Source organism: Clostridium sp. C8 (assembly GCF_001010885.1).
GTDB classification, from domain to species: domain Bacteria; phylum Bacillota; class Clostridia; order Clostridiales; family Clostridiaceae; genus Clostridium; species Clostridium sartagoforme.
This window is the reverse complement of record NZ_LBMX01000048.1, coordinates 1-25,964: the sequence shown is the minus strand read 5'-3', so window position 1 is coordinate 25,964 and position 25,964 is coordinate 1. Positions and strand designations below refer to the sequence as shown.

Genomic DNA, 25,964 nt, shown 5'->3' with positions numbered 1-25,964 from the left:
CCCCTTACTTAGCATCATACCATGTTTCCCCTAAATTAATATCTACTTCAAGAGGTACTTCTATGTCTAAGACATTTTCCATTTCTTCTTTTACTATTTTCTTTACCTCTTCAAGCTCTTTTGCTTTAACATTTAATATAAGTTCATCATGAACTTGTAATATTATATTACTTTCTAATTTGCTTTCTTTTAACTTTTTATAAACATTAACCATTGCTAGTTTTATTATATCAGCTGCACTTCCTTGAATAGGAGCATTCATTGCTAATCTTTCACCTAAAGCTTTTACTATTCTATTAGAAGATTTAATTTCTGGTATCGCTCTTCTTCTATTTAAAATAGTTAGTACATATCCTTTTTCCTTTGCCTCTTCTATAACACCATCTAAATATCCCTTTATTTTAGGATATCTATCAAAATAAATTTCCATATATTCTGAAGCTTCCTTTTTAGCTATGTGTAAATCTTGTGAAAGACTAAAATCACTAATTCCATAAACTATTCCAAAATTAACAGCCTTAGCTCTACTTCTCATTAAAGATGTAACTTCCTCTACTGGAACTTTAAATACCTCAGATGCCGTTTTTGTATGTATATCACTATGATGTTTAAATGCATTTATCATATTTTCATCCTGTGACATATGTGCTAAAACTCTTAGCTCTATTTGTGAATAGTCGCATGATAATAATATATCTCCTGGTTCATTAGGTATAAATACTTTTCTTATTTCTCTTCCCATTTCATATTTTATAGGAATATTCTGAAGGTTAGGTTCTGTACTAGATAACCTTCCTGTTGTTGTTACAGTTTGATTAAAATTAGAATGTATGTGTCCATCAATATCTATAACATTTTTTAATCCTTCCACATAAGTAGAATTAAGTTTTGTTATTTGTCTATAATAAGTTATTTTGGGTATTATCTCATGTTTATCTTGTAACTTTTCTAAAACTTCTGCATTGGTTGAATAACCTGTTTTTGTTTTTTTAACTACAGGTAAATCTAATTTTTCAAATAAAATTTTTCCTAGTTGCTTTGGAGAATTTATATTAAATTCTTCTTCTGCCAATTTAAAAATTTCTTTTTCTGTTGTAACAATTTCTTCTTTAAATTTAACTGCTAAATCTTCTAACATATTTTTATTTATATTAAATCCTAAAGATTCCATAGATGAAAGAATATATATTAATGGATGTTCAACATCATAATAAAGTTCCTCCATTTTTTCTTCTTTTATTTTATTTTTTAGTAATTCATATATTTCCTTTAATTTCAAATTTACCTTTGCCTCTATTGTTTTATCATCACCTGTTACATCTTCACTTAAATATTCATTTATTAATGTTACCAAATCATAAGATGATCTTGCTGAATCAATAAGATAAGAGGCTATTGCTGTATCAAATTCAAAGCTTTCTATAGAAATACCTAATTTATTTAATACTGTAACAAGAGACTTTCCATCATGAATTACCTTTTTTAGATTTTTGTTTTCCATTATTACTTTTAATCCTAGATATTCGTTATTTGTATTAGAACTATAAATATTTTTAAAATTAATTAAATAAATCTTATCTCCACAAGATAAATACATCTTATTTAATTCTATTTCTGAATATCTTCCATTATTCAAAACCTCATAAGTTATATAACATATTTCATTTAAAGATTTAGACAAATTAAATAAATCATCTGAACTGTCTATATCAATAACATCTAAAATTATTTTATCATCTTTTATATCTTCTTTATTTTCAGGAAGTTTATCTACCAGTGATTTCATTTGTAGCTTAAAAAATAACTTTCTTAGTCCTTCCCCATTATACGATTCTTGACTTTTTATTTCGTCTAAATCAAATTCTAAAGGTACTTCTGTAATTATAGTAGCTAACTTTTTACTAAATATAGCTTGCTCTCTAAAGTTCTCTAGATTTTCTTTTATTTTTTTTCCACTAATATTATCTATATTATTTAACACTTCTTCCACAGAACCATAGGTTTGAATTAATTTATAAGCTGTTTTTTCCCCTATTCCTGGTACCCCTGGTATATTATCTGATTTATCTCCCATAAGACCCTTTACATCTATAAATTGAGTTGGAGTAACTCCAAATTCCTGAAAAAATGTTTCGTAATTATATTTTGCTGTTTCTGAAACTCCTTTTTTAGTTATAACTACATTTATATTATTAGATGCTAACTGAAGGGCATCTTTATCTCCTGTCACTATATAAACTTCAATCTCGTTTTTTTCTGCATATTTAGCAAGAGAACCTATTATATCATCTGCTTCAAATCCATCAATTTCATATTTACTTATAGATAATAAATCTAACATATCTTTCACTATAGGAAATTGTTCCGCAAGCTCTGGTGGCATTTTTTTTCTTCCTGCTTTATATTCTTCATATTCTTTATGTCTAAATGTTGGCCCTTTCTTATCAAAAGCTGCAACTATATAATCTGGTTTTAATTCTTCCTTCATTTTAAATAACATATTTGCAAATCCATAAACAGCATTTGTATGAATACCATCTGTAGTTGTTAATTCAGGAATTGCATAAAAAGCTCTATTTAAAAGCGAATTAGAATCTAAAATCAATAATCTTTCCATATTTTCCTCCAAATTAAGGAATTAACTCCTTAAAGTTATTTTTATTATAAATTATACTATTTTTATAGCTATAAATCATTACATTTTAATTAATATAAATAGTTTTACTTATAATCATAGAATATTGATATCCTATAATTATATATCTTATTTAACTCTTCTCTTATAAAATTTCCCAATTTGCTATTTGTTAATTCATAAATATATATTAAATTTGTTATATAAATTATTTATTTAGCAAATTTACTTATCTACTTTCATTTTTAAAGTTTTAATTTTTATTATAACTTAAGATTTATCTATTAAAAAATACTTAAATCTAACTCTTCTGATAAATCTTTAATTATATGTAATCCTGATAAGCTATTTCCTTTCTCATCTAATGATGGTCCATATATTCCTATTCCATATCTCCTAGGAACAGTAGCTAAAATGCCTCCACCTACTCCTGATTTTGCCGGTATCCCAACATGAACTGCAAATTCTCCCGATGCATCATACATTCCACAGGTAACCATAATAGTTTTGACAATTCTACATACCTCTCTAGACATTATTCTTTCATTACTCCAAGGAATAACACCATCATTTGCAATCACAGATCCGAATCTAGCCAAATCTCTTGCACTTACTTCTATAGAACACTGCTTAAAATATAAATCTAATATTTCCTCTACATCTCCATCTAATATTTTAGTACTTTTCATAAAATATGCCAAAGCTCTATTTCTATCTCCTGTTTCTTTTTCTGATAAATATACTCTTTCATTTATTGATATACTATCATTTTTAGTAACTATTTTTATAAAATTTAATATTTTATTAAGTTTTTCATTTATATCTTTTCCATTTATTAAAGATGTTGTTACTATTGCACCAGCATTGATCATAGGATTATAAGGTCTTCCCGAATCCCTTACCTCTAAATTTACTATAGAATTAAACCCCATTCCTGTAGGCTCAACATTAACTTTTTTAAATACATTATATCTCCCATTATCTTTAAGAGCTAAAATTAATGTTACGACTTTTGATATACTTTGAATAGTAAATCTTTTATCGCACTCTCCAGCATAAAACTCTTTTCCGTTTAAATCTACTAGACATATCCCTAAGTCATTTGGGTTAGCCTCTAATAAAGCTGGTATATATGATGCAAGTTTTCCATTGCTTCCATACTCCCTATTTTTATCAACTAATGTATTTAACAAATTAAACATATATATCACCTCTTTATGTCCTTCATTTATGAAAATCTCTTTATATCTAAGTATTTATATTATATATATGTTTTAATTAATAATCTACATAATTATTACTCATAAGGTAATTTGAAGTATAAAAATTTTAACTAGACTATCTTACTATATTATGTCAAAATAAGTGATATAACTTAGAAAATAGAGGTGATTTCATGGATATGAAGAATATGTTAAAGAAATATGCTACCCTTGCTGTTAAAAAGGGAGTTAATCTACAAAAAGATCAAGTTTTGCTTGTTAATTCTCCAATAGAATGTGTAGATTTTTCAAGAGCTATAGCTGAAGTTGCTTACAAGGAAGGGGCAAAAGAAGTTGTGGTTCACTATAGTGATCAAAGTTTACAAAAACTTAAACTTGAATATGCATCTATGGATACGCTAAAAGAAACACCAAACTGGATAGCTGAATCATATAATTCTTATGCTAAACAAGGTTGTGCAGTCATTTCAATTTCTGCTTCAGACCCAGATGCATACAAAAATATTCCAATGGATAAAATAGCTGCTTTCCAAAAAAGCCGTCAGTTAGCTCTAAAGGAATACTACGATTATTCAATGTCAAATAAAATTCGTTGGACTGTAGTTTCTGTTCCTACTGAAGCCTGGGCATTAAAAGTATTTAAAAATTCTAACTCAGAAGAAGCTGTATCTAAACTTTGGGATGTTATATTTAATGTAGTTAGATTAAATAACGATGATCCTATTGAAGCTTGGAATGAACATAATAATAATATTAGTAAGAATTTAAACTTTTTAAATTCTAATAAACTAAAAAAACTTCATTATAAAAACTCTATAGGTACTGATTTAACTATAGAATTACCTGAAGATCATATTTGGCTTGGTGGTTCAGAAAAATGTGCTGCTGGAATGGAATTTAATGCTAATATGCCAACTGAAGAAGTTTATACATTACCTAAAAAAACTGGTATTAACGGTACTGTAGTCTCATCAAAACCTTTAAGTTATGGTGGAAATTTAATAGATGATTTTTCTTTAACTTTTAAAGATGGAAAAGTCATAGATTTTACTGCTAAAGAAGGGTTTGAGACATTAAAAAAATTATTAGATAGTGATGATGGAGCTAAATATTTAGGTGAGGTGGCATTAGTTCCTTATGATTCACCTATTTCAAATTCTAATTTAATTTTTTATAATACTTTATTTGATGAAAATGCTGCTTGTCATTTAGCTTTCGGAAAAGCTTATCCAACTTGTATAATTAATGGAGAAAATTTAAGTGATTCAGAGTTATCAAAAAAAGGGGCCAATGATTCTATAATTCATGTTGATTTTATGATAGGAACTAAAGATTTAGATATTACTGGATATACTGAAGATAATACAGAAATTAAAATATTTACTTCTGGAAATTGGGCTTTTTAATTTCTTTAATATATAAAAGTCTTCAATCATATATTTATATTGTTAATATAAATTTACATATTTAATTCAAAGTGATTAATATTGCTTTTATATGTAAATAATGTAGATACTTTATATATGAAAGGGGTTTTTTTATGAGATTGAAGGAGGATAAAATGGTTAAGGTTTTAATATTAGGTGGGAGTGGCTTTGTTTCTCAGGCCCTTGCTAAATACCTAATTAAGCGTGGCTATGAAACTGATATTCTAACTAGAGGAATAAAAGAAGTTAATTATTTAGGCTTTAGAAATCATATAATTTGCAATAGAAAAGATAAGAAGTCCTTAAAGTCTTCTTTAAAAAATAAAAATTATGATGTGATTTTTGATATATCTGCTTATTCTAAGGATGATGTAGAAATATTATTTTCATGTATAAATCCATCTTCATTGAAGCGCTATATATTTTGTTCATCCGCTGCAGTATATATCCCTACTAATAGAAATATTAAAGAAGATGCTGATAAAGGTGAAAATTCTACTTGGGGTATATATGGATATAATAAACTTCAAGCTGAATCTTATATAAATGAATTAATATTAAAGGAAGATTTACATGCAACAATTTTCAGGCCTACTTATATTTATGGGGAAGGAAATGATTTATATAGGGAATGTTACTTCTTTGATAAATTAGAAAATGAAGATATAATACTAGTTCCAGATGATGATGTAAAAGTTCAATTTATCCATATACAAGATTTAGTTAAGGCTTTTGAATGTGCTATCTATAACGATAATGACAGAAGAGCTTATAATTTAACTAGTCCAAATTTATACTCTTTTGAAGAAATTATAAATCTTTGTGCCTGTATCTTAAATAAGAAGGCTAATATAAAAAAAGTTCCTATTTCTAATTTAGATGTTAGAAGCTATTTCCCTTTTAGAAATACCAACTTTAATCTAAATATAAAGGATTTAAGGGAAAATGGATTTCATTTACCTGTTATATATCTAAAAGAAGGATTAGAAATGTCCTATAAATGGTATAGTGATGAACGACCGATTTATAGAGATTATAAGCTTGTAAAAGCATTATAAATCACAAAAAGTTTCAGCCTATAATGACTGAAACTTTTTTGTAATTACTTTATAGAATCATTACTTTCTTTATATCTTCTTTTTATTTCAAGTTCTAAAGCTTTTCTTATTCCCTCAAGTTTATTTTTCATTTTTTTCTTTGCAGTAATTTTCTCAAATAATAATGTTAATGATGAAGAAAAAGCATATATTTCCTGACTTTCACTTAATGATATTTCTGTAGAACTTGAATCTATTCCCTTAAACTCATACCTAGAAACATACTTATCTTTATTAATTGTATTTGTAACTTCATATAAATTATCTTTTTCAAAGCCTGTTATAGTAGTTACCATTTCAATTTTTTGCTTTCCTACTGTTTTTACTACTTTTTTATAGCTAACTTCTGTTGGATTTTTGTCATTAAATTTAGGTATTTGTTGTTTATTTAAATCTATAAATACCTTAAAGACCTTTTCTATTGGATAATTTATTATAATATTTCCTTTATAAATACTCATATCAAATCCCCCACTTTCTTATAATAATATTATTACATCTTTTCTAATAAATTTCTATAATAAATTAAATGATTACACAACTTGTCTATACCAATTTAAATTCACTTCTATTAAACTAAAAACCCTCTGTTAAAACAGAAGGTTTCCAATAATATTATATGATTTATTAATTATCTTCACTTCTTGGCTTATTTTTGCCAAGTTTTCTAGATTCTTTTGAATAACCTACTTCATCAGCAGTTTCCATTTGCATTTTTTTCAATTCTGACTTAGTTTTTTGACCTGATTTTTTATTATTTTTTGAATTTTTATTATTCTTATGTGCCATATAAAACACCTCCTCATGATAGTTTGAAATTATTAAGGTGTTTTTATTCTAATGACAAGTAATTAAATTTTATTTATCTTCGTATATTATATTATCACAATTTATATTAGCTTTTTCTATATCAGATTCTGATTTTATTGTCCATCCTAAAATAGGGACATTTCTATTACGTTGAACTTTAACTATAGATTTTGGCAAACAATCAATTTCATATGATATAAATGCTGGCTTACTTTCAAAATTTAACAACAAATTTTTCAATAAAAATTTCTTATACCAAACTAAATCGGAGTCTTCAAAGGATCCTGAAAGTTGTCCCCTAGCTATTTCTGGGGCATTTTTCTTAAACCAAGATAATACAAATGGATTAAATGCCTGAACAGCCATATCTCCTTTATAAGTTTTTATAATATTATATACTTCACTTTCAAGTACTCCTACTTTATCTTCATTTTTCACCTCTATAAGTACTGGTACTTTCCCATCAACAAGTTCTAACACTTCTTTTAATGTTGGTATATACTCTTTTGTATTTAAAAGTTTTAAGTCTAGAATATCAATATAATTTAATTCATTTACATCCTTATTTGCGCCCGTCATTCTTTCCAAATTATAATCGTGGAATACTACTACTTCATTATCTTTACTTAATTGTACGTCCAATTCAATTGCGACATTATTTTCTATAGATTTCTTAAATGCCTTTAATGAATTTTCTGGTATATCTTCATTATTATACAATCCCCTATGGGATATTTTTATATTTTTTATCCAGTCTAAACTTCCATCTTCTATTGGAGTTGCTTTTGTTAATATAAAGATTCCCATGCTAAACAATAAAACCACTCCTAAAATAATTAATAAAATTATAATTGCTTTCTTCTTCATAAATATTCTCCTAACTCAAATTTGAACCATTAATTCCCATAATAATAATTATACCATTTTCTTGTATAAAAAAAAGTAGCTATCTAAAATATTATACTTTAGATAGCCTTTATTAACTTCAAATAATTTATTGTAATTTATATAAATTTTCTAATCTCACTCTTATAGATTTTATAAATTCCTCTGAATTATTTACTTTTATGTTCTCTAAATTTGAAAGGATAGCTAAATCCTTTGTCATACATCCATCATCTATTGTTTGTATTGATGCTTTCTCTAAATTATCAGCAAACTTAATCAATTCCTCTATATTATCTAGCTCGCCTCTTTTTCTTAAAGCACCTGACCAAGCAAATATTGTTGCTATTGAATTAGTTGATGTTTCTTTTCCTTCTAAATGATTATAATAATGCCTTTGAACAGTTCCATGAGCTGCTTCATATTCGTAATCCCCATCTGGAGAAACTAATACTGAAGTCATCATCGCAAGAGATCCAAAAGCTGTTGCTACCATATCACTCATCACATCACCATCATAATTTTTACATGCCCATATATACCCTCCATTTGATTTTATTACTCTTGCTATAGCATCATCAATCAACGTATAGAAGTATTCTATGTTCATTTCATTAAATTTACTCTTATATTCCTTTTCAAAGATATCCTGAAAAATGTCTTTAAACGTATGGTCATATTTTTTAGAAATAGTATCTTTTGATGCAAACCATAAATCTTGTTTTGAATCAATTGCAAAATTAAAACAACTTCTAGCAAAACTTTCTATAGATTTATTTAAATTATGCATACCTAGTATTACTCCATCACCATCAAAGTCATGAATAAGTTCCTTCTTTTCTTCCCCAAATTCATTAGTAAATACCAATTCAGCCTTTCCTTTGCCTTCAATCTTCATTTCAACATCTCTATATACATCACCATATGCATGTCTTGCTATAGTTATTGGTTTTTCCCATGTTCTTACATAAGGTTTAATAGAATCCACTATTATTGGTGCTCTAAAAACTGTACCATCTAAAATTGCTCTTATAGTCCCATTTGGACTTTTCCACATTTCTTTTAAATTATACTCTTTAACTCTTTCTGCATTTGGTGTAATTGTAGCACACTTTACACCTACACCATATTTTTTTATTGCTTCTGCTGCTTGTACTGTAACTTCATCATTAGTTTCATTTCTATACTCTAATCCTAAATCATAGTATTCTGTTTTTAAATCAATAAATGGATTTAACAATTCATCCTTTATCATGCCCCATAAGATTCTTGTCATTTCATCTCCATCCATCTCAACTAATGGTGTTTTCATCTTTATTTTATCCATGTTTAGCCCCCCATTGTATAAATTTTTAATAAGATAATTATACATTACAAACTAGCTTTTTACAATTACGTTTTATTTAGCCTCTAATTACATACTAAAAAAAACTCCTACTTATAATAATTTATTACTTTCATCGTTATAAGCAGGAGTTCATTATATTCAGTTTACACAAATTTACTTATGGTGTTGTATTGAAGTAAGATTTCACTATTATAATTTTGTAGATATTCATTCCTAATTACTTTTTATTCTACTATATTATAAACTTCTAAATTATTTGTTCCGTTATAATGTTCATCCTCTACAATTGATCTTATATAAAATGTTTTCCCATTATTTGCCCAACCTTCAAATATTTTATGATGTCTTTCCTCTGTATTAGTAACTATATTGGTGATATTTGTAACTTCTAACTTATCATTGATATTTGCAATACTTAAAGTATTATTCCGTTTTTCATCTTTTTCTAACGCAGGTTTCAAACTGCTTATGATAACTTTATCTTTATTTTCACTTATATGAAATTCGAAGAATGTACCACTATCTACATCTACAATTTTTGTAAGTTTTTTGTTATCTATATCATAATTCCAAATTCCATTTTTACCTTCTGCAAAGCCTGAAAATAATATTCTACCATTTTCATAAAGCATTTCTCCTCTAGTATCAATTTCAATACCATCATCATCTGACAATATTTTAGTGAACTTATTATTCTCAATATATCCTATAGTATTTTTTGTATCATGCTCTTGAGTTGGATCGAAATCATCTGAATAGTATCCTTCTACATACTGATAGTTAACATAAATTCTCTCTCCATCTACTCCTAATACTTCTCTTAATCCCCCATCTTTATCATTATGTCTTAATTCCTTTGGAATAACATAATATTTTTCGTTTGGGATATCTATTAAAGCAAATTTTTGTTCTTTCTCACCTCCCACTAATACTACATCTATAGTACCATTTCTGTAAGAATCATGAACATCATAAAGTAGATTGCCTTGTTCTTCAACTAACTTAGTATATACAGCTAATTCTTCTAATTCGCCATCCTTATTAATAGCATATACTTTATTATCCCTTTTTATCTTATTTGAATAAATTCCATTATGAGAATTAGCGGAATATGATTCCCCTTCAAGATTTTTATAAGTCCAATTAACTTTATTATCGCTGTCTAACTTACCAATGCTTACTTCTCTAATAACATCATTTTCATTCTGATAAATAAGTTGAATAATATTTTCCTTTATATAAGCCATTCTATAAATAGCTCCAGTATCCGGAAGTTCTATTTCTGCAACCTTTTTAATTTGAAAATCTTCATTTTTCTTGTCTTTTGTATTCTCATCAATAATAATCTTTTCTGTTCCTAATACTACATTTTCACTACTATCCTTCGAACATCCTATTGGTATCATTATCATTACTATGACAAGTAATAATACTAAATATTTTGTTTTCATATTAATTCCTCCAATCACTATATATACTCATTATAATAATTAGTTATTATTGGAATAATATTAAGATGTTTCTAAAGTGTTAAAATGTGTAAATTTTACGGTAAATTTAGATCTATTTCCATCTACATCTACTTCTATTGTTGCATTATGCGATTCTGCTATATTTTTGCAAATATATAAGCCTAATCCATGAGAATTTTTCTTGTTTTTCCTACTATCATCAACTTTAACAAATGGTTCAAATATTCTTTCCTTCTTCTCGATTGGAATAACCTTTCCTTCTGATAAAACTGAAAAAATCGTATGTTCATTAATATTTTTCAATTCAATAATTATTTTACTATTATCATTTGAATACTTTATTGCATTTTCTACTAAGTTATTTACTAATATATATAAATATTGTTTATTGCCCTTTATACTAATATCATTTGTTTGATTAATTATTTCTAATGACTTTTCCTTTACACTTATTAAATTAGTTTGTATTATATCATTTAAAATAAATTTTAAATTAACATTTTCAAAGGAGTAATCCTCTAAGTCACTTATTTGCTTTGAAATCTCTAAAAGTGTACCTACTAACTCATTCATTCTATTAGCCTCAAAAACAATTCTTTTTATAGCTATAGCCTTAAATTCCTCATCTTGAAAATTATCTTCACTTAATATTTGTGCATATCCTGAAATACTAGTAATTGGTGATTTTAACTCATGAGTTATATTTCTAAATATATTTTTTTCTTGCTCATCCTTCTTTTTTAACTTTTCACTCATTGAATTAAATGAGTCAACCAGAACTCCTACCTCGTCATTTGAAGTAATATCAATTTTGGAAGGATAACTACCTTTTCCTACTTCTGAAACTTTATTCTTAAGAAGTATTAAAGGATTAACTATCTTTGATGATAAAAAATATATCGAAATTAGTATAATTAAGAAAAGCCCAGCAAATATATAATTAACTAATTCATTTATGTTTTGATTTCTTATATACTCCTTTTCGTAGTTATTGGCTAACATCATAACCCCTATAGCTTGTTTATCCTTACCATATATTAAGTAACTTACTTTTCCAATAATACCATTAGACCTTCTTTCAATATCTATAATAGCCTTATTATCTTTAACTATCTTCAAGGTTTCTTCTGATATTCCATATACATTTAAGTCTAATTCGCTTTCATTAACTGTTCCTTTTAATAATAAGTTACCATCTAGGTCATATAATGCTCCTTGGCAATAAACTCTGTTTAAAATAAAGTTAATTACACTATTATTTAAATCACTTACTGTCATTTCATTTTTATAAATATTATTTATGGCTAAATAATCATTTAAACTGCTAAATGAAACCTCATAATTTTTCTCCATATCATTTGTGATATACTCTTTAAAATTTCTATAGAAAAATTTATTTAATATTATATTGGAGATAAATATTAATACAATAAAAATTACAGATAATACTATTCCATATTTACGCCTTATTGTTAGCATCACTTTCTTTCAACATATAACCCACTCCAAAAACTGTTTCTATGTTAATCTCCTTTTTTAACTTTTGTCGTAATCTTGTTATATGTACATCTATAGTTCTTGTATCTCCAATAAAATCATATCCCCAAACTAAATTTAATAACTCATCTCTTGAATAAACTCTATTTTTATTTTTGACTAAAAATAATAAAAGATCAAATTCCTTTGGTTTAAGTTTTATTTCTTCGCCATTACATTTTACAATTCTACTCTGTTCAGAAATACTAATATTTCCACTAGAAACATTTTCTTTATTCTTTTGATTTGTAATTTCTTTTTTTCTTCTTAAAGCCACTCTAATTCTTGTTATTACTTCTCTAATATCAAAAGGTTTCGTAATATAATCATCAGCGCCTAATTCAAGACCAAGAATCTTATCTGTAATATCAATTCGTGCTGTAATCATAATTATAGGTATTTTATAATTTGTAATTTCTTTACAAATAGAAAATCCATCTATATCACCTAGCATAATATCTAATAATATTAAATTTGGTTTAAATGTTTGTATATCATCTTCTACTCTTAATCCATTATCATTTATTTTAACTTTATATCCTTCTCTAGTTAATGAAAATCTTAATATCTGACTTATATCTTCATCATCTTCAATTATTAATATATTTTCTCTCAAAGTATCACCTCTTTTATTAACATTATATATTCTTTTCTAATTTTTTACTAGTTTTCTAATTTTCACAATACTTTTAAGAGAATTTCAATCTTTAATTTTTAATTATTTTGAATTGAAAGTTCAACAATAACAATTTTATCTTTATATTCTTGTATAGTTTATACTATGTTATATCTGAAAAGGTAATAAAAAAATTGATATCAGAATTATAGCAAACATTATCTGCAAGAATCCTACTAGTGCCCCATATAATATTGCTTTGGGCCCTTGTTTCATTAAATCTTTTATCTTGACCCTCATTCCTATTCCTGCCAGTGCTATAACTTCAAAATTACCGCTAATCCATTTAAACATAGATGATATAAATTGAGGCACAACCCCTACAGTATATAATATACAAATTATAAAAAAGCCATTAATAAACCAAGGAACATTTAGTTTTCTTTTTTTTATATGTTTTTCCTTGATATTTTCTTCTCTAATAATTTCATTATTTAGTTTTTCTTCCAAAAATTCATCTCTAGAGAAGTCTATTTTTTCATAAAACAATACTACAACTACTAATAATATAATCCTTATTATTTTAAATACTGTTGATAATTTTACTACATCATCTGAAATAAATTTTGCTGAGCCTATTACTTGTCCAACTGATTGTAAGATACCACCAATCATTGCTGATGTCTGAAATATTTCATTCTTATATAAATTTGCGGTTATTAAAGGTAATAAAATCATTAAGACAGTACCTACAATATTTACTATTGTTATAGATATTACCTTATCAGAATTCTTAGCCTTAATAACTGCAGATGTTGCACCTATTGCAGATGAACCACAAACTGCATTTCCTGATGCCATAAGTAAACAATATTTTCTATTGAATTTTAGTTTCCTACCTATCCAATATGTTATTGTAATTGTTAAAATCATTTGTAAGATAATAAATATAAGTCCATTGAATCCAAGCTGTAATATTTCATTCAAATTCAAATTAGCTCCCATAAGAACTATAGAGTAATTTAAAAGATCCTTTTCTGCAAACTTAGTACCATTTTCATATTTATTTTCTTTAAATATAGTGTTTCCTAACACTATTCCTATAAATATAGCAAAGCTTGCTGCTCCTATTGTTGAAAATTTTCCACCTAATATTTTTGAAATAGCACTTATAATTAAACAAACTAATAATCCAGGTATTATACTTATAACTTTCTTCATAATATATTCACCTCAAAATCCATATAACTATTATTATGAATCCTATTATAGATAACTTTTTTTGAAAGGTGAAATATCATTATTTTATAATAACAATAGGTTTTTACTTATATATATTTTTTATCTTTAGTATAATTTACAAATAAATTCATGTTGTTTGAAATAAATTTATCCTTATGTATTATTAAATATAAATCTCTTTCAATTTTTCCTTCTTTTATTCTAAAACTAAATAATTTTCCTAAATTAATTTTATCCTCTATAACTCTATATGAAACGCATCCCACACCTAAATTTGCCTCAACAGTTCTTTTTATTGCTTCTGTATTTCCTAATTCTAAAAAGGTATTAAATTTTATTTTATTCTTTTTCAGAAAACCTTCTGTATGTTCTCTTGTCCCACTTCCCCCTTCTCTCATAATTAATCTTTGTTCCTCTAGTACTATTCCTGGAACTATTTCAAAATTTCTTAAGTTGTTTTTATCTCCACATATAAATACTAACTCATCTTTCCATACAACTTCTTTTATTATTTCATTACAATAAATTTCTCCTTCAACAAATGCAAAATCTATTTTATTTTCAAGAATCAATTTCTCAATATTTTTTGTATTTTCAATTATTAGAGATATTTCAATATCTTTAAACTCACTAGAAAAGTCTTTAATTATTTCTGGAAGTATATATATTCCTATAGTGGTACTTGCACCTATACTAATTTTACCTTTTCTACTATATGTGAATTCTCTTAAGTTTTTAACACCTTCATCATATAAATTCAAAATTCTTCTTGTATAATTTAAAAAAGTTTGTCCCTCATGAGTTAAATATAGCTTTTTCCCTATTCTATCAAACAGCTTTACACCTAGCTCTGCTTCTAACTCATTTATACTTTGACTAATTGAAGGTTGGCTTATATACATTTCTTTTGCTACTTTTGTCATATTTAAATATCTAGCAGTTTCATAGAATATCTTAAGCTTTCTAAAGTTCACAATATCCCCCCCTTGTTTTAAATAGAAGAACTCAGCAATTGCTGAGTTCTAAAATAACTATTTACTTATATCTTCATATTCTACATCTATTACTTCATTAGAAGAATCATCAATCTTAGTTGAATTTTCATCACTAAAATTAGAGTCAAATTCTGAAGTATAATTAGTATTGTTTGAGTTTCTACCAATTTTACCTGAAAAATATTTGCTTATTTTTAATATAACATAAAGAACTACTATAATAGGTAAAATCCATATCAAAAGTTGAATAGCTACAGATGCAACTAATCCAATTATTAAAAAACTACCTATTATGTATAACCCTGTTTTTAATCCACTATTCATAATAAACTACCTCTTTATTTCATATTGTTATTTTCCACTACTATGAATATATTATACCACAGTAATAAAGTCTTTTCAATAAGAGATAACCAATATTTCTTTAAAAGGTTTGTTATACCTTATAGTTTTTTTGTTATATAGATTTATTTTTTTTTGCAACTTTTGGTAAAATAGCTCCTAATCCCAATAAAACTAAAATTGTTAATACAGTAAGAGAGATTTGGAACCACCAAGCACTTGAATATGTTTCTACTCCTTTTGGGAACATCCCCATTATACAAGCAAATGCTGTAAAGAAGAAACACCAAATTCCAAATCCCAATGCTATACTCTTGTTTTTTACAAACTTGTACTCTGAATTAAACTTGTCTGAAAGTTTTTTAAGCATTATAAACGCTAAGAATACCCATAAATATCTTAATGGCATTACTACTGAGTTAAGCTTTAATAACCAATCAAATAAAGCATTCATATCTCCGATTCCTAAAGCTGGAACCATAATTAATATACCAACTAAAATAGCTGTCATAAGATATCCATTTATAGGAGCTCCGTATTTATTAGTTTTAGTTAATTTTTTTGGTATATAATTTTTATCAGCATCTCCAATTAAAACTTTAAGAGGAGCATCTATTGAAAATACTAATGCTGATATTTGTGCAAGCATATTAGCTATTGCATACACTATTAAAAATGTATTTCCTAATCCATAATATTCGCCTAACATTTTAAATGCATAATATTGACCATTCATCATTAGATCTTTTGGAATATTATTTGCATCAAACATCATTGCCATAGCCATTGAGCCAAGTAAAGCTGAGACAGCAACCATAGCTGCTAAAATTATCATACCCCTTGGAAACTCCTTGCTTGGCTTATTCATATTATTTACATATGGAGAAATTTTTTCAGCTCCTCCAACTGCAAAAACTAACATTGATAATGTTGTAAAATATGTGAAGTCAAATTTAGGTATAAGTGATTGTATTGTTATATTGGTAGTAGCTATCTCTACTCCTCTTATAGCAGGTGCTGCTACCATTAATAAGATATATAACATAGACATTACAAATACAGAAGTACCTGCTATAGTCCCGATTTTCTTTAAAGATGTAACCCCTCTAGATGCTACCCATAAGAATACTAAAAATACAACTAGTGTTAAACTTTGTGCTACAAGTGTATTCATATTATTTATAAAAGTTCCATCTTGTTTTACAGCCCATCCAAGAGCTATTAAAACTGCCTGTGGCTTTTGAGCTAAATAAGGTACATGTACTACCCAATAAGTCCAGCCTGCAAAATATGCTAAAGTTGGACCCATGGTTTCTCTAATCCATGTACTTACTCCTCCTTTTCCATCTTTAAAAGTTGATCCAAGTTCCCCTACCATCAAAGCATATGGAACGAAATATAAACCAATTATTAATATCCATGATACAACTACAGTTAATCCTTGATTTGCAAAATTATTTACTACATTTCCAAATCCCCAAACTGATACAAAAGCCATTAATGCCAGATTGTACCACCTAATTTTTTTAGCGTCTTCTCCCATAACGCGCCTCCTTAAAATATTAAGTATTAAATCATTAATCCATAATTATTTTACCAACACCAGTATCTTCCGACAATAATAAATATTTTTTTCATTTACATATTTTTATTATATTAACATTTTTTTAATCTTTTATTGATAATATTAATTTTTTTATTATTTTTTCATAATATATTATTATAATTCCCTAAAAATTCTTATCATATTATAAAATGTATAAATTAGAATCACTATTTTGAAAACAATAAAAACTATAAAGTTTTATTTCTTTATAGTTTTTATAAAGCTATTTTATTATTTATATCATAAACTTCAAGACAAATACTGCTCCTACTACTATAGTTGGAATAGTTAGTTCTTTATATTTTCCTGTAAATAACTTAAGTATTATATATGATAAAACTCCAAATACCATTCCATCTGAAATACTATAAGCTAGAGGCATCATTATTATAGTTAAAAATGCAGGTAGCGCTTCTGTCCAATCCTCTAAATCTATTTCTTTAATAGGTTCTAACATAAATAAGCCTACTAATACTAAAGCACTACATGTTACTGCTGATGTAATAACTCCAAATAAAGGTGCAAAGAATAGTGCTAATGTAAACATAATTGCTGTTGATACTGCTGTTAATCCAGTTCTTCCACCTTCCGCAACCCCAGCAGCACTTTCAACGAATGTGCTTACTGTACTAGTTCCAAGACAAGCTCCTAAAGTAGTTCCAATTGCATCTGATAAAAGTGCCTTCTTAATATTTGGAACTTTTCCTTCACTATCTAACATCTTGGCTTTTGTTGCAACTCCAACTAGTGTTCCTATTGTATCAAACATATCCATAAATAATAATGTAAATAAGACAATTAGCATGTCTATTGAAAATATATTATGCCATTCAAATTTCATAAATACAGAACTAATTGATGGTGGGGCACTTATAATGGCATCTGGTAAATTTGTTATTCCCATTGGAATACCTATTATAGCTGTTATTATCATTCCTATAAATAATGCACCTTTAACATTCCTCGCCATTAATATTCCTGTTATAACTATTCCTATAATTGCAAGTAACGCTGGCCCTTTTGTTATATCTCCAAGTGATATTAATGTTCCCTCACCTTTAACAATAACGCCTGCTCCTTCAAGTCCTATAACAGCTATAAATAAACCTATTCCAACTGAGATGGCCTTTTTAATATTTTCTGGTATAGAATCAACTATCGCTTCACGAACATTAAAAGCAGTAAGTAAAATAAATATTATACCTTCTAAAAATACGGCTGTTAATGCAAACTGAAATGAGTATCCCATTCCAATAACTACCGTAAATGCAAAGAAAGCATTTAATCCCATACCTGGTGCTTGAGCAAACGGAAGCTTAGCATATACTCCCATTATTAGGGTTGAAATAATTGCTGAAATTGCAGTTGCTGTAAATACAGCCCCACTATCCATTCCTGCTTGTGAAAGTATTGAAGGGTTAACTATTAATATATATGCCATAGTCATAAATGTAGTTATTCCTGCTATAATTTCTCTTTTTATATTTGATCCACTTTTAGTTATACCAAAATAATTATCAACCATTCCATCATTTTTAAATATTGTTTTCATTTTATCCCTCTTTCGTATTATTTTATAAATCCCTGAACTATAATACACTAAATTCCGACAAAATCCAAGTATAAAACGAATATTATTAATATTTTTTATAATATTTTTTGTGATAACATTTTCTTAACTACACTTTTTTATTTTATCTATTATTATAATTCGTAATTAATACTTTAATTCACAAATATAATTTTAGTAAACTTCCAATTTACTAAATAATAATATAGCACCTAAAAAGTAATAAAAAAGTCATGAAAAAAGCCCCGCATAAAGCCATTTGCTAAACACGGGACTAATTTATCTATTTATTTTTCCCCCAATTTTTATCAAATTGGGATGTTTATTTTAAGTATACAACTTAGAGTAGCTTACTTTGAATGTTCTTCAATAGCAACTGCAACAGCAACTGTAGCTCCTACCATTGGGTTGTTACCCATTCCGATAAGACCCATCATTTCAACGTGAGCTGGAACTGATGAAGATCCTGCAAATTGTGCATCTGAATGCATTCTTCCCATAGTATCTGTCATACCGTATGATGCTGGACCTGCTGCCATATTATCTGGATGAAGAGTTCTTCCTGTACCACCACCTGATGCTACTGAGAAGTATTTCTTTCCTTGATCAACACATTCTTTTTTATATGTTCCAGCAACTGGATGTTGGAATCTAGTTGGGTTAGTTGAGTTACCAGTGATTGATACATCAACTCCTTCGTGATGCATTATAGCAACACCTTCTCTAACATCATTTGCTCCATAACATTTAACTTTAGCTCTTGGTCCATTTGAATATGGAACTTCTCTAACTATTTCTAATTTACCTGTGAAGAAATCAAAGTTAGTTTCAACATAAGTAAATCCATTGATTCTTGAAATTATAAATGCAGCATCTTTTCCTAAACCATTTAATATAACTCTTAATGGCTCTTTTCTTACTTTATTAGCCTTTTCAGCTATTTTTATAGCACCTTCTGCAGCTGCAAAACTTTCGTGTCCTGCTAAGAAAGCAAAACATTTAGTTTCTTCTCTTAAAAGCATAGCTCCTAAGTTACCATGTCCTAAACCAACTTTTCTATCATCTGCAACTGAACCTGGAATACAGAAAGCTTGTAAGCCTTCTCCTATAGCTTCTGCTGCTTCTGCTGCTTTTGTGCATCCTTTTTTAATTGCTATAGCAGCACCTAAAGTGTATGCCCACATAGCATTTTCAAAAGCGATTGGTTGAGTAGATTTTACTATATCGTAAACGTCTATTCCTTTTTCATCACAAACTGTTTTTGCATCTTCTATTTTACTCATTCCGTATTTTTCTAATACAGGAATGATTTGATTTATTCTTCTTTCATAACTTTCAAATAATGGCATAATACTTTTCCCCCTTCAAACTATTCGTGTCTTGGATCAATAGTTTTAACTGCTTCGTCAAATCTACCATATTGACCTGTTGCTTTTTCCATTGCTTCGTTAGCATCCATTCCTTTAGCAACCATTTCCATCATTTTTCCTAAATGTACAAATCTATATCCAATGATTTCATTATTTGCATCTAAAGCAACTTTTGTTACATATCCTTCTGCCATTTCTAGGTATCTTGTTCCCTTTGCAACTGTTCCATACATAGTACCAACTTGTGATCTAAGCCCCTTTCCTAAATCTTCAAGTCCAGCTCCTATTGGTAGTCCACCTTCTGAGAAAGCAGTTTGGCTTCTTCCGTAAACTATTTGAAGGAATAATTCTCTCATAGCTGTATTTATTGCATCACAAACTAAATCTGTATTTAATGCTTCTAGTATTGTCTTTCCTGGTAATATTTCTGAAGCCATTGCTGCTGAATGTGTCATACCTGAACATCCTATAGTCTCAACTAATGCTTCTTCAATTATTCCATCCTTAACATTTAAAGTTAATTTACAAGCTCCTTGTTGAGGTGCACACCAACCCACACCGTGAGTTAATCCTGAAATGTCTTTAACCTCTTTAGCTTGTACCCATCTTCCTTCAACAGGAATTGGTGCTGGTCCATGATTTGGTCCTTTGGCAACAATGCACATTTCTTCCACTTCTCTTGAATACATCATATTATATCTCCTCCCTAATTATAGATTGCTATAGTCTTATTATGTTTATAACAATTCGTTAAGTATGTAGACTACAAGTAATCGGGACAAATATAGCCCCTCTGGGTTAAATTTATCCTACATCTATAATAACAGATGTAATAAATCCAAACAATATTATATTATAAAAAATATACCTTTTATGCCATAAAAATTTAATACTTGCCATTCAAATACATTTCTGCTATAATAATTTTTGCAGCCAGTCGGCATGGCGGAACTGGCAGACGCACATGACTCAAAATCATGCGGGAAACCGTGAGGGTTCGATTCCCTCTGCCGGCACCAATAATTATAAGAAATGACTTTATCACTAGGTTTAATTACCTTTTGATAAAGTCATTTTTCTTTTATATATATTTATATTTCTTAGCAAATTACTGTATATTTAAATATTTCATGGTCAAAATAATCTTGAAAGGTGGTTATTTTTATGAAAAAATTTATTGTTCTTATTTTAATTTCTTTATTTATAAATTTTAATATTGTTAGAGCAGACCCTCAACTTAGTACTAATATCTTTAAAGAAGGTATATATGATGTTAATTCTATTAATAGATCATTAGGGACTATTACCACAGTTCAAAATATTTCTAAGGATAAAAATCTATACCTTATAGTCTTGGATGATAAGCAAGCTGTAATACAAACAATAAAAATGACACCTAATTCTGCAAAGTATAGATTAAACGACTTAGAACCTAATTTTAAAATGATATTGATTGGAGATGGGGATGCATTCTTATCTTAATTAAATTTATATGTTAATAATCAATTAAAATAAATTCTATATAATATTATAATTACAATATTTATAAAAGGTGGTTATTATAATGAAAAAATTTATCACTATGCTGCTAATATCTTTAACTTTAGCTATTAATATTGTTAAAGCCGAACCTCAAGCTGAACCTATTCTACTTACTGAAGGAGTATATGAAGCAAGTAAATTTGATATTCCTTTAAGTAGTTTAAAATATGTTTCAAATTCATCAAATAATAATTTTGCTTACTTTATTATTTTTAATGATGATGAAACTATTCTGCAATCAATAAAATTATTACCTAATTCACCTAAGTATGAATTGTACCCACTATCATCTCATTATAGAATAGTAATAATAGGAAATGGTTCGGTTGTTTTATCATAAAATTTTTATTTTTAAAAAATGAGTGAGTAATCTATCTTTAGACAACTCACTTATTATTATTTTTATATAAACATAAATACTTCTATTTAATTAAGAGTTAATTTTATAATTTTATCATCATTTATATTTGGATTTCCTCTTCCATCTCTGTTGTTTGTTGTTATATAAATTGATCCATCTTTTGCTTCAACAACTTCACGTAACCGTCCAAATTCATTTTTCATTATAGATTCAACATTTGTAACCATTGTTCCTTCTTCATTTAATGAAATACTAAGCAATTGACTTCCTCTTAAATTTGCAACTAGCAATCTACTTTTCCAAGGCCCTTGACTTATAAATGTAATACCTGAAGGAGCCCAAGTTTCTTCTCCACTTTGTATTAAAGGCTTTTGTGATAAAATATTATTTGATACCTCATTTCCCTGTACTATAGGCCACCCATAATTTATTCCTGCCTTTATAATATTTATTTCATCATGAGCTGCTTGTCCATGCTCTGCTTCATATAATATGTTATTTGAATTCCATGCTAAACCTTGAGGATTTCTATGTCCTAAAGAATAAATAGATGAGTTAATAATTGGATTATCTTTAGGAATACTTCCATCTAATTCAACTCTTAATATTTTTCCTGCTAAACTCGTTAAATCTTGTGCTAAATTAGGAATTCCAGCATCTCCAGTTGTTATATATAACTTTTTATCTGGACCTATCTTCAGCCTTCCACCATTATGAATTCTCCCACCTGGAATTTTATCTAAAATTACTTTATCAATAAATGCTTTATTATTATTTTCAATTAATCTAACTACTTTATTATAAACTTTATTGTCTTCTAAATATGAATACATTACATATATATAGTGATTTTGTAAGTAACTTGGGTCTAAAACTACTCCCATCAATCCACCTTCGCCTCTGCTTATGAAAGGTTCTTTTAATGTAATTACTGGGTTAAAATTAAGATTACCATTTTCAATTACCCTAATACTTCCAATTCTTTCAGTAAAATATAACTTTCCTTCATCACTTATATCAATTGCCCAAGGTATGTTCAAATTCTCTGCTATTACTTCTACTTTATAAGGGAATTTTTCTGAAGGAGATATACTTGTTTTAGCATTTGTTAAATTTCGTGACATCATATCAGACAAAAGACTGTAGATTATTCTTTTCATACCATTTCCTCCAATCATAAAAAAATATCATAGTATAAACATTCACTTTGTTTATACTATGATATTTTTATTAAAATGCTCCTTTTAAGTTTTTTAAAAGTTATATAAAAATAGATTCTAATTATATTTATTTTTTATTCCTCTGTATTAGGCTTAACTTCTTGATTCTCTTCAGTATTTGTGTTGTTCTCTGGATTTTTCTCATCGTCTGGCTTTGATTCATTTTCATTAGTATCTGTTTCATCTATTACTTCTTCTTTTTCTGGTTCCTTTTCCGGTTCCTTTTCCTCTTCATTTGAATTTGGATTATTATCTTCATTTATTACCGGCTCTTCATTTTGATTATCATTTATATTATTATAACTGCTTTCATTATTATTTCCATTTATAACAGGGATTGATTCATTATATATTGTTTCATCTGTATTTGTATCTTCTATAATAGCTTCTTCCTTTTTCTTTAATAAATCATTATATAAATTCTCATAAAACAATAAGTCTTTATCAAGATTATTTTCTGTTTTGCTTATATCTATATTATAATCCAATTCTCTTATTTTATCTTTTAGCAACTTTATCTTTTCCTTTTTTTCATTTTCTAATATCTTATCTTTATTAACATCTCTTTCATTATTAGTTTTATTAGTAGATATTTTTAAAGATAAATTTATTTTATTTATTTTATTAGAATAAATCATACCACTTATAACTACAGCTGCAAAGACTGTTATTAAACCTATACATATTCCTAATTTTATTTTAAAGTTACTATTAATTGTTTTAATTAAGCCTTTAATAAGTTTCATCATCATTACTCCAATTTATATTTTTTAGTATTATTTACTATATTTTATCAGAATATAGTAAATAATACAAATGAACTAATATACTTTATTAAATACCTATTTTTTCAATTATTAAATTTAAATAATAAAATTATTTAATGATATGTTCAGTTTATTTAAAACTATTTTTTCATTTTCAATTGAATCTCCTAATCCTTTTATAAATTCTTCAATTTTACACATGTCTGAATTAGTATCTTTTGAATTACTAAGTATATCACTAGTAGAAATAGCTATATTTTCTATTTTCTCTCCTATTTCCCCCATATAAGCAAATATATTCTCTGTTAAGTTGTTAATTTTTATCGATTCCTCTGATAATAGTTTCATATCTTCACCATAAGACTTTGAAATGTCTATTAGTAAATTATAGTCATCTTTAACTTTTGAATTTAAATATTTAACTAAATCTTTTGAATCTCTAGATATATCATTAAATACAGATATAACACTTAATATAGTTTCTTTTACATTTTTTAAATTCAGTTCTGTTTCATCTGATAATTTTCTAATCTCCTCTGCAATTATTGAAAAACCATGCCCACTATTTTCAGCTTTAGCTGCTTCTATTGAAGCATTAATAGCTAATAGATTAATTTGTTTAAAAATAGAATTTATTATTTTCAGCATACTCTCTATTTCTTTTATTATCTTTCCTCTTTCTAAAGATAATTCTATATGCTTAGATTTAGTTTCAAATATATTAAATGCATTTTCTACAGATTTTAAACTCAATTTTTCTATTTGTATTGCTTTTTTACTCATATCATTTGCATTATTAGAATTTTTGATTATTTCTTTACTTATAACCTTAGTAACTGCTATTATCTCCTGTATCTTACATGCTGCAGTTTCACAATCATCATTTAACATCGCAACTTTATCAGATGTATTTAATGTATCTTTTTTAGCTAAACTTATTATTTTTTTAATTTTATCTGATGAAATTACATTATTCTCACTATTTTCATTACTAGTATAAACCATTTTCTTTGTTTGGTTTAATATATTTTTTATACTTTCTATAGCTAAATTTAATTCTTCTATAACTTCTCCAATTTCATCATTATAATAATCTTTCATTCTATAATTTAGATTTCCTTCGCCTAAAGCCTTGGCATATGAACTAATATTTTTCAATTGCCTGCTTAATTTTTCTTTTAACTTAATTAGTAAGAAATATGATAATAGTATAGCTATGATAATCATTATTAAATTTAATACTATTATTATATTAGATTCATCATTATACTTATTAGATAATATATTTACATTCAAACTATGTTTCTTAAGCAATTCACTACTCTTTTCTTCAATTGTAATTTTTTCGTTGGTTATTTCTTTTTTGTAAAATTCATTAGCCTCAATATAATTTTTATTATCTATAATATTAATTAGCTCTTCTAGTTTAATAAAATAATTATTTATATCTTTTGTATAATCCTTATCTTCATATACATTAATCTTTTCTTGTATTTGTTGTGTTATATTATTATATCTTATTTTATAATATCCTTTAGAAGATACCTTTGTTTCATCTATTACATAAGTTATAATATTATCTAAACTATTAATATTATAATTTATTTCATATAAAGTACTTAATTTTTTATTTTCTATTTGTAGTTTCTCTAAACTATTTCTCCCAAATAGTATTCCATAAACACCTAGTCCACCTAAAAATATCATTAATAATATTAATATATTTATTAATATTATTAATCTATTTACTATATTTCTATATTTTTTATCCTTTTGCTTATTGTATTTTTTAATATTATATACATTACTTTTAATTTAAATCTCCCCCTAAAATTTCTTTATTTGATAAACTCCTTAATTAATTTTATAAATATTAAATTAAATTTAAATTATGTATTTG

Annotated in this window: 23 protein-coding genes and 1 tRNA gene; 5 read left to right on the top strand and 19 right to left on the bottom strand. The window is 26.7% G+C overall.

Annotated elements, in window-relative coordinates; genetic code table 11:
- Positions 1 to 4: 4 nt before the first annotated feature.
- Together polA and glsA are read right to left on the bottom strand one after the other, a co-directional pair.
- Positions 5 to 2,617, bottom strand: a complete 2,613-nt coding sequence (gene polA / locus AAT22_RS07595; protein WP_047000782.1) for a DNA polymerase I — start codon at positions 2,615 to 2,617, stop codon at positions 5 to 7.
- 302 nt (positions 2,618 to 2,919) lie between these two features.
- On the bottom strand, positions 2,920 to 3,837 hold the full coding sequence (glsA, locus tag AAT22_RS07590) for a glutaminase A (protein WP_047000781.1): 918 nt from the start codon (positions 3,835 to 3,837) through the stop codon (positions 2,920 to 2,922).
- A gap of 194 nt (positions 3,838 to 4,031) precedes the next feature.
- Here glsA and AAT22_RS07585 point away from each other — a divergent pair, with 194 nt between their 5' ends.
- Together AAT22_RS07585 and AAT22_RS07580 are read left to right on the top strand one after the other, a co-directional pair.
- Positions 4,032 to 5,264 carry an aminopeptidase gene (locus tag AAT22_RS07585; protein WP_047000780.1) on the top strand — a complete coding sequence of 411 codons (1,233 nt, stop codon included), beginning with the start codon at positions 4,032 to 4,034 and terminating at the stop codon, positions 5,262 to 5,264.
- 134 nt (positions 5,265 to 5,398) lie between these two features.
- Positions 5,399 to 6,343 carry an NAD-dependent epimerase/dehydratase family protein gene (locus AAT22_RS07580; RefSeq protein ID WP_084820735.1) on the top strand — a complete coding sequence of 315 codons (945 nt, stop codon included), beginning with the start codon at positions 5,399 to 5,401 and terminating at the stop codon, positions 6,341 to 6,343.
- 44 nt (positions 6,344 to 6,387) lie between these two features.
- Here the strand turns inward: AAT22_RS07580 and AAT22_RS07575 are convergent, their stop codons facing one another.
- The 14 genes from AAT22_RS07575 to AAT22_RS07515 form a co-directional block, all read right to left on the bottom strand.
- Positions 6,388 to 6,843 (bottom strand): DUF3284 domain-containing protein, encoded by a 456-nt coding sequence (locus AAT22_RS07575; protein WP_047000778.1) that lies wholly within the window; start codon positions 6,841 to 6,843, stop codon positions 6,388 to 6,390.
- Between the two features lie 166 nt (positions 6,844 to 7,009).
- Complete coding sequence (locus AAT22_RS18765) at positions 7,010 to 7,171, bottom strand: hypothetical protein (protein ID WP_016207201.1); 162 nt, start codon at positions 7,169 to 7,171, stop codon at positions 7,010 to 7,012.
- Between the two features lie 69 nt (positions 7,172 to 7,240).
- On the bottom strand, positions 7,241 to 8,059 hold the full coding sequence (locus AAT22_RS07570; protein WP_052953926.1) for a glycerophosphodiester phosphodiesterase: 819 nt from the start codon (positions 8,057 to 8,059) through the stop codon (positions 7,241 to 7,243).
- A gap of 127 nt (positions 8,060 to 8,186) precedes the next feature.
- Positions 8,187 to 9,404 carry an NADP-dependent isocitrate dehydrogenase gene (locus AAT22_RS07565; RefSeq protein ID WP_047000777.1) on the bottom strand — a complete coding sequence of 406 codons (1,218 nt, stop codon included), beginning with the start codon at positions 9,402 to 9,404 and terminating at the stop codon, positions 8,187 to 8,189.
- 245 nt (positions 9,405 to 9,649) lie between these two features.
- Positions 9,650 to 10,876: a hypothetical protein gene (locus AAT22_RS07560; RefSeq protein WP_047000776.1), complete on the bottom strand. Its 1,227-nt coding sequence runs from the start codon at positions 10,874 to 10,876 to the stop codon at positions 9,650 to 9,652.
- A gap of 60 nt (positions 10,877 to 10,936) precedes the next feature.
- Positions 10,937 to 12,250: a HAMP domain-containing sensor histidine kinase gene (locus AAT22_RS07555; RefSeq protein ID WP_172655010.1), complete on the bottom strand. Its 1,314-nt coding sequence runs from the start codon at positions 12,248 to 12,250 to the stop codon at positions 10,937 to 10,939.
- A gap of 106 nt (positions 12,251 to 12,356) precedes the next feature.
- Entirely contained in the window at positions 12,357 to 13,049 is a 693-nt protein-coding gene (locus tag AAT22_RS07550) for a response regulator transcription factor (RefSeq protein WP_016207206.1), read from the bottom strand.
- A gap of 168 nt (positions 13,050 to 13,217) precedes the next feature.
- On the bottom strand, positions 13,218 to 14,270 hold the full coding sequence (locus AAT22_RS07545; protein WP_047000775.1) for a putative sulfate exporter family transporter: 1,053 nt from the start codon (positions 14,268 to 14,270) through the stop codon (positions 13,218 to 13,220).
- Positions 14,271 to 14,377: 107 nt separating this feature from the next.
- The gene (locus AAT22_RS07540) at positions 14,378 to 15,265 is read right to left on the bottom strand and encodes a LysR family transcriptional regulator (RefSeq protein WP_047000774.1); all 888 of its coding nucleotides are present in this window, start codon (positions 15,263 to 15,265) and stop codon (positions 14,378 to 14,380) included.
- Positions 15,266 to 15,322: 57 nt separating this feature from the next.
- The gene (locus tag AAT22_RS07535) at positions 15,323 to 15,610 is read right to left on the bottom strand and encodes a hypothetical protein (RefSeq protein WP_016207209.1); all 288 of its coding nucleotides are present in this window, start codon (positions 15,608 to 15,610) and stop codon (positions 15,323 to 15,325) included.
- Positions 15,611 to 15,743: 133 nt separating this feature from the next.
- On the bottom strand, positions 15,744 to 17,171 hold the full coding sequence (locus AAT22_RS07530) for an amino acid permease (protein WP_016207210.1): 1,428 nt from the start codon (positions 17,169 to 17,171) through the stop codon (positions 15,744 to 15,746).
- A gap of 298 nt (positions 17,172 to 17,469) precedes the next feature.
- Entirely contained in the window at positions 17,470 to 18,786 is a 1,317-nt protein-coding gene (locus AAT22_RS07525; protein WP_016207211.1) for an NCS2 family permease, read from the bottom strand.
- 368 nt (positions 18,787 to 19,154) lie between these two features.
- On the bottom strand, positions 19,155 to 20,153 hold the full coding sequence (locus tag AAT22_RS07520) for a GGGtGRT protein (RefSeq protein WP_016207212.1): 999 nt from the start codon (positions 20,151 to 20,153) through the stop codon (positions 19,155 to 19,157).
- A gap of 20 nt (positions 20,154 to 20,173) precedes the next feature.
- Positions 20,174 to 20,866 (bottom strand): iron-sulfur cluster assembly scaffold protein, encoded by a 693-nt coding sequence (locus AAT22_RS07515; protein ID WP_016207213.1) that lies wholly within the window; start codon positions 20,864 to 20,866, stop codon positions 20,174 to 20,176.
- A 244-nt stretch (positions 20,867 to 21,110) separates the two neighbouring features.
- Here AAT22_RS07515 and AAT22_RS07510 point away from each other — a divergent pair.
- The 3 genes from AAT22_RS07510 (at position 21,111) to AAT22_RS07500 (ending at position 22,056) form a co-directional block, all read left to right on the top strand.
- Positions 21,111 to 21,193: transfer RNA gene (locus AAT22_RS07510), tRNA-Leu, on the top strand.
- A 145-nt stretch (positions 21,194 to 21,338) separates the two neighbouring features.
- Positions 21,339 to 21,656: a hypothetical protein gene (locus tag AAT22_RS07505; protein ID WP_016207214.1), complete on the top strand. Its 318-nt coding sequence runs from the start codon at positions 21,339 to 21,341 to the stop codon at positions 21,654 to 21,656.
- A gap of 82 nt (positions 21,657 to 21,738) precedes the next feature.
- Positions 21,739 to 22,056, top strand: coding sequence for a hypothetical protein (locus AAT22_RS07500; RefSeq protein WP_016207215.1), 318 nt, complete (start codon positions 21,739 to 21,741; stop codon positions 22,054 to 22,056).
- Positions 22,057 to 22,142: 86 nt separating this feature from the next.
- On the opposite strand, the gene AAT22_RS07495 is transcribed toward AAT22_RS07500, so the two are convergent.
- The 3 genes from AAT22_RS07495 to AAT22_RS07485 form a co-directional block, all read right to left on the bottom strand.
- The gene (locus AAT22_RS07495; protein WP_047000773.1) at positions 22,143 to 23,237 is read right to left on the bottom strand and encodes a PQQ-dependent sugar dehydrogenase; all 1,095 of its coding nucleotides are present in this window, start codon (positions 23,235 to 23,237) and stop codon (positions 22,143 to 22,145) included.
- A gap of 134 nt (positions 23,238 to 23,371) precedes the next feature.
- Positions 23,372 to 24,043: a hypothetical protein gene (locus tag AAT22_RS07490; protein WP_047000772.1), complete on the bottom strand. Its 672-nt coding sequence runs from the start codon at positions 24,041 to 24,043 to the stop codon at positions 23,372 to 23,374.
- A gap of 117 nt (positions 24,044 to 24,160) precedes the next feature.
- Entirely contained in the window at positions 24,161 to 25,771 is a 1,611-nt protein-coding gene (locus AAT22_RS07485; RefSeq protein WP_047000771.1) for a methyl-accepting chemotaxis protein, read from the bottom strand.
- Positions 25,772 to 25,964 lie beyond the last annotated feature (193 nt).

Excerpts from the sequence above, each read along its gene's own strand:
- AAT22_RS07525 (WP_016207211.1), bottom strand. The coding sequence starts at position 18,786 with ATGAAAACAATATTTAAAAATGATGGAATGGTTGATAATTATTTTGGT.
- AAT22_RS07585 (WP_047000780.1), top strand. The coding sequence starts at position 4,032 with ATGGATATGAAGAATATGTTAAAGAAATATGCTACCCTTGCTGTTAAA.
- AAT22_RS07490 (WP_047000772.1), bottom strand. The coding sequence starts at position 24,043 with ATGAAACTTATTAAAGGCTTAATTAAAACAATTAATAGTAACTTTAAA.
- AAT22_RS07495 (WP_047000773.1), bottom strand. The coding sequence starts at position 23,237 with ATGAAAAGAATAATCTACAGTCTTTTGTCTGATATGATGTCACGAAAT.
- AAT22_RS07565 (WP_047000777.1), bottom strand. The coding sequence starts at position 9,404 with ATGGATAAAATAAAGATGAAAACACCATTAGTTGAGATGGATGGAGAT.
- AAT22_RS07500 (WP_016207215.1), top strand. The coding sequence starts at position 21,739 with ATGAAAAAATTTATCACTATGCTGCTAATATCTTTAACTTTAGCTATT.
- AAT22_RS07485 (WP_047000771.1), bottom strand. The coding sequence starts at position 25,771 with ATGATATTTTTAGGTGGACTAGGTGTTTATGGAATACTATTTGGGAGA.
- AAT22_RS07575 (WP_047000778.1), bottom strand. The coding sequence starts at position 6,843 with ATGAGTATTTATAAAGGAAATATTATAATAAATTATCCAATAGAAAAG.
- polA (WP_047000782.1), bottom strand. The coding sequence starts at position 2,617 with ATGGAAAGATTATTGATTTTAGATTCTAATTCGCTTTTAAATAGAGCT.
- AAT22_RS07535 (WP_016207209.1), bottom strand. The coding sequence starts at position 15,610 with ATGAATAGTGGATTAAAAACAGGGTTATACATAATAGGTAGTTTTTTA.
- AAT22_RS07515 (WP_016207213.1), bottom strand. The coding sequence starts at position 20,866 with ATGATGTATTCAAGAGAAGTGGAAGAAATGTGCATTGTTGCCAAAGGA.
- AAT22_RS07580 (WP_084820735.1), top strand. The coding sequence starts at position 5,399 with ATGAGATTGAAGGAGGATAAAATGGTTAAGGTTTTAATATTAGGTGGG.
- AAT22_RS07555 (WP_172655010.1), bottom strand. The coding sequence starts at position 12,250 with ATGGAGAAAAATTATGAGGTTTCATTTAGCAGTTTAAATGATTATTTA.
- AAT22_RS07520 (WP_016207212.1), bottom strand. The coding sequence starts at position 20,153 with ATGCCATTATTTGAAAGTTATGAAAGAAGAATAAATCAAATCATTCCT.
- AAT22_RS07530 (WP_016207210.1), bottom strand. The coding sequence starts at position 17,171 with ATGGGAGAAGACGCTAAAAAAATTAGGTGGTACAATCTGGCATTAATG.
- AAT22_RS07505 (WP_016207214.1), top strand. The coding sequence starts at position 21,339 with ATGAAAAAATTTATTGTTCTTATTTTAATTTCTTTATTTATAAATTTT.
- AAT22_RS07560 (WP_047000776.1), bottom strand. The coding sequence starts at position 10,876 with ATGAAAACAAAATATTTAGTATTATTACTTGTCATAGTAATGATAATG.
- AAT22_RS07570 (WP_052953926.1), bottom strand. The coding sequence starts at position 8,059 with ATGAAGAAGAAAGCAATTATAATTTTATTAATTATTTTAGGAGTGGTT.
- glsA (WP_047000781.1), bottom strand. The coding sequence starts at position 3,837 with ATGTTTAATTTGTTAAATACATTAGTTGATAAAAATAGGGAGTATGGA.
- AAT22_RS07545 (WP_047000775.1), bottom strand. The coding sequence starts at position 14,270 with ATGAAGAAAGTTATAAGTATAATACCTGGATTATTAGTTTGTTTAATT.
- AAT22_RS18765 (WP_016207201.1), bottom strand. The coding sequence starts at position 7,171 with ATGGCACATAAGAATAATAAAAATTCAAAAAATAATAAAAAATCAGGT.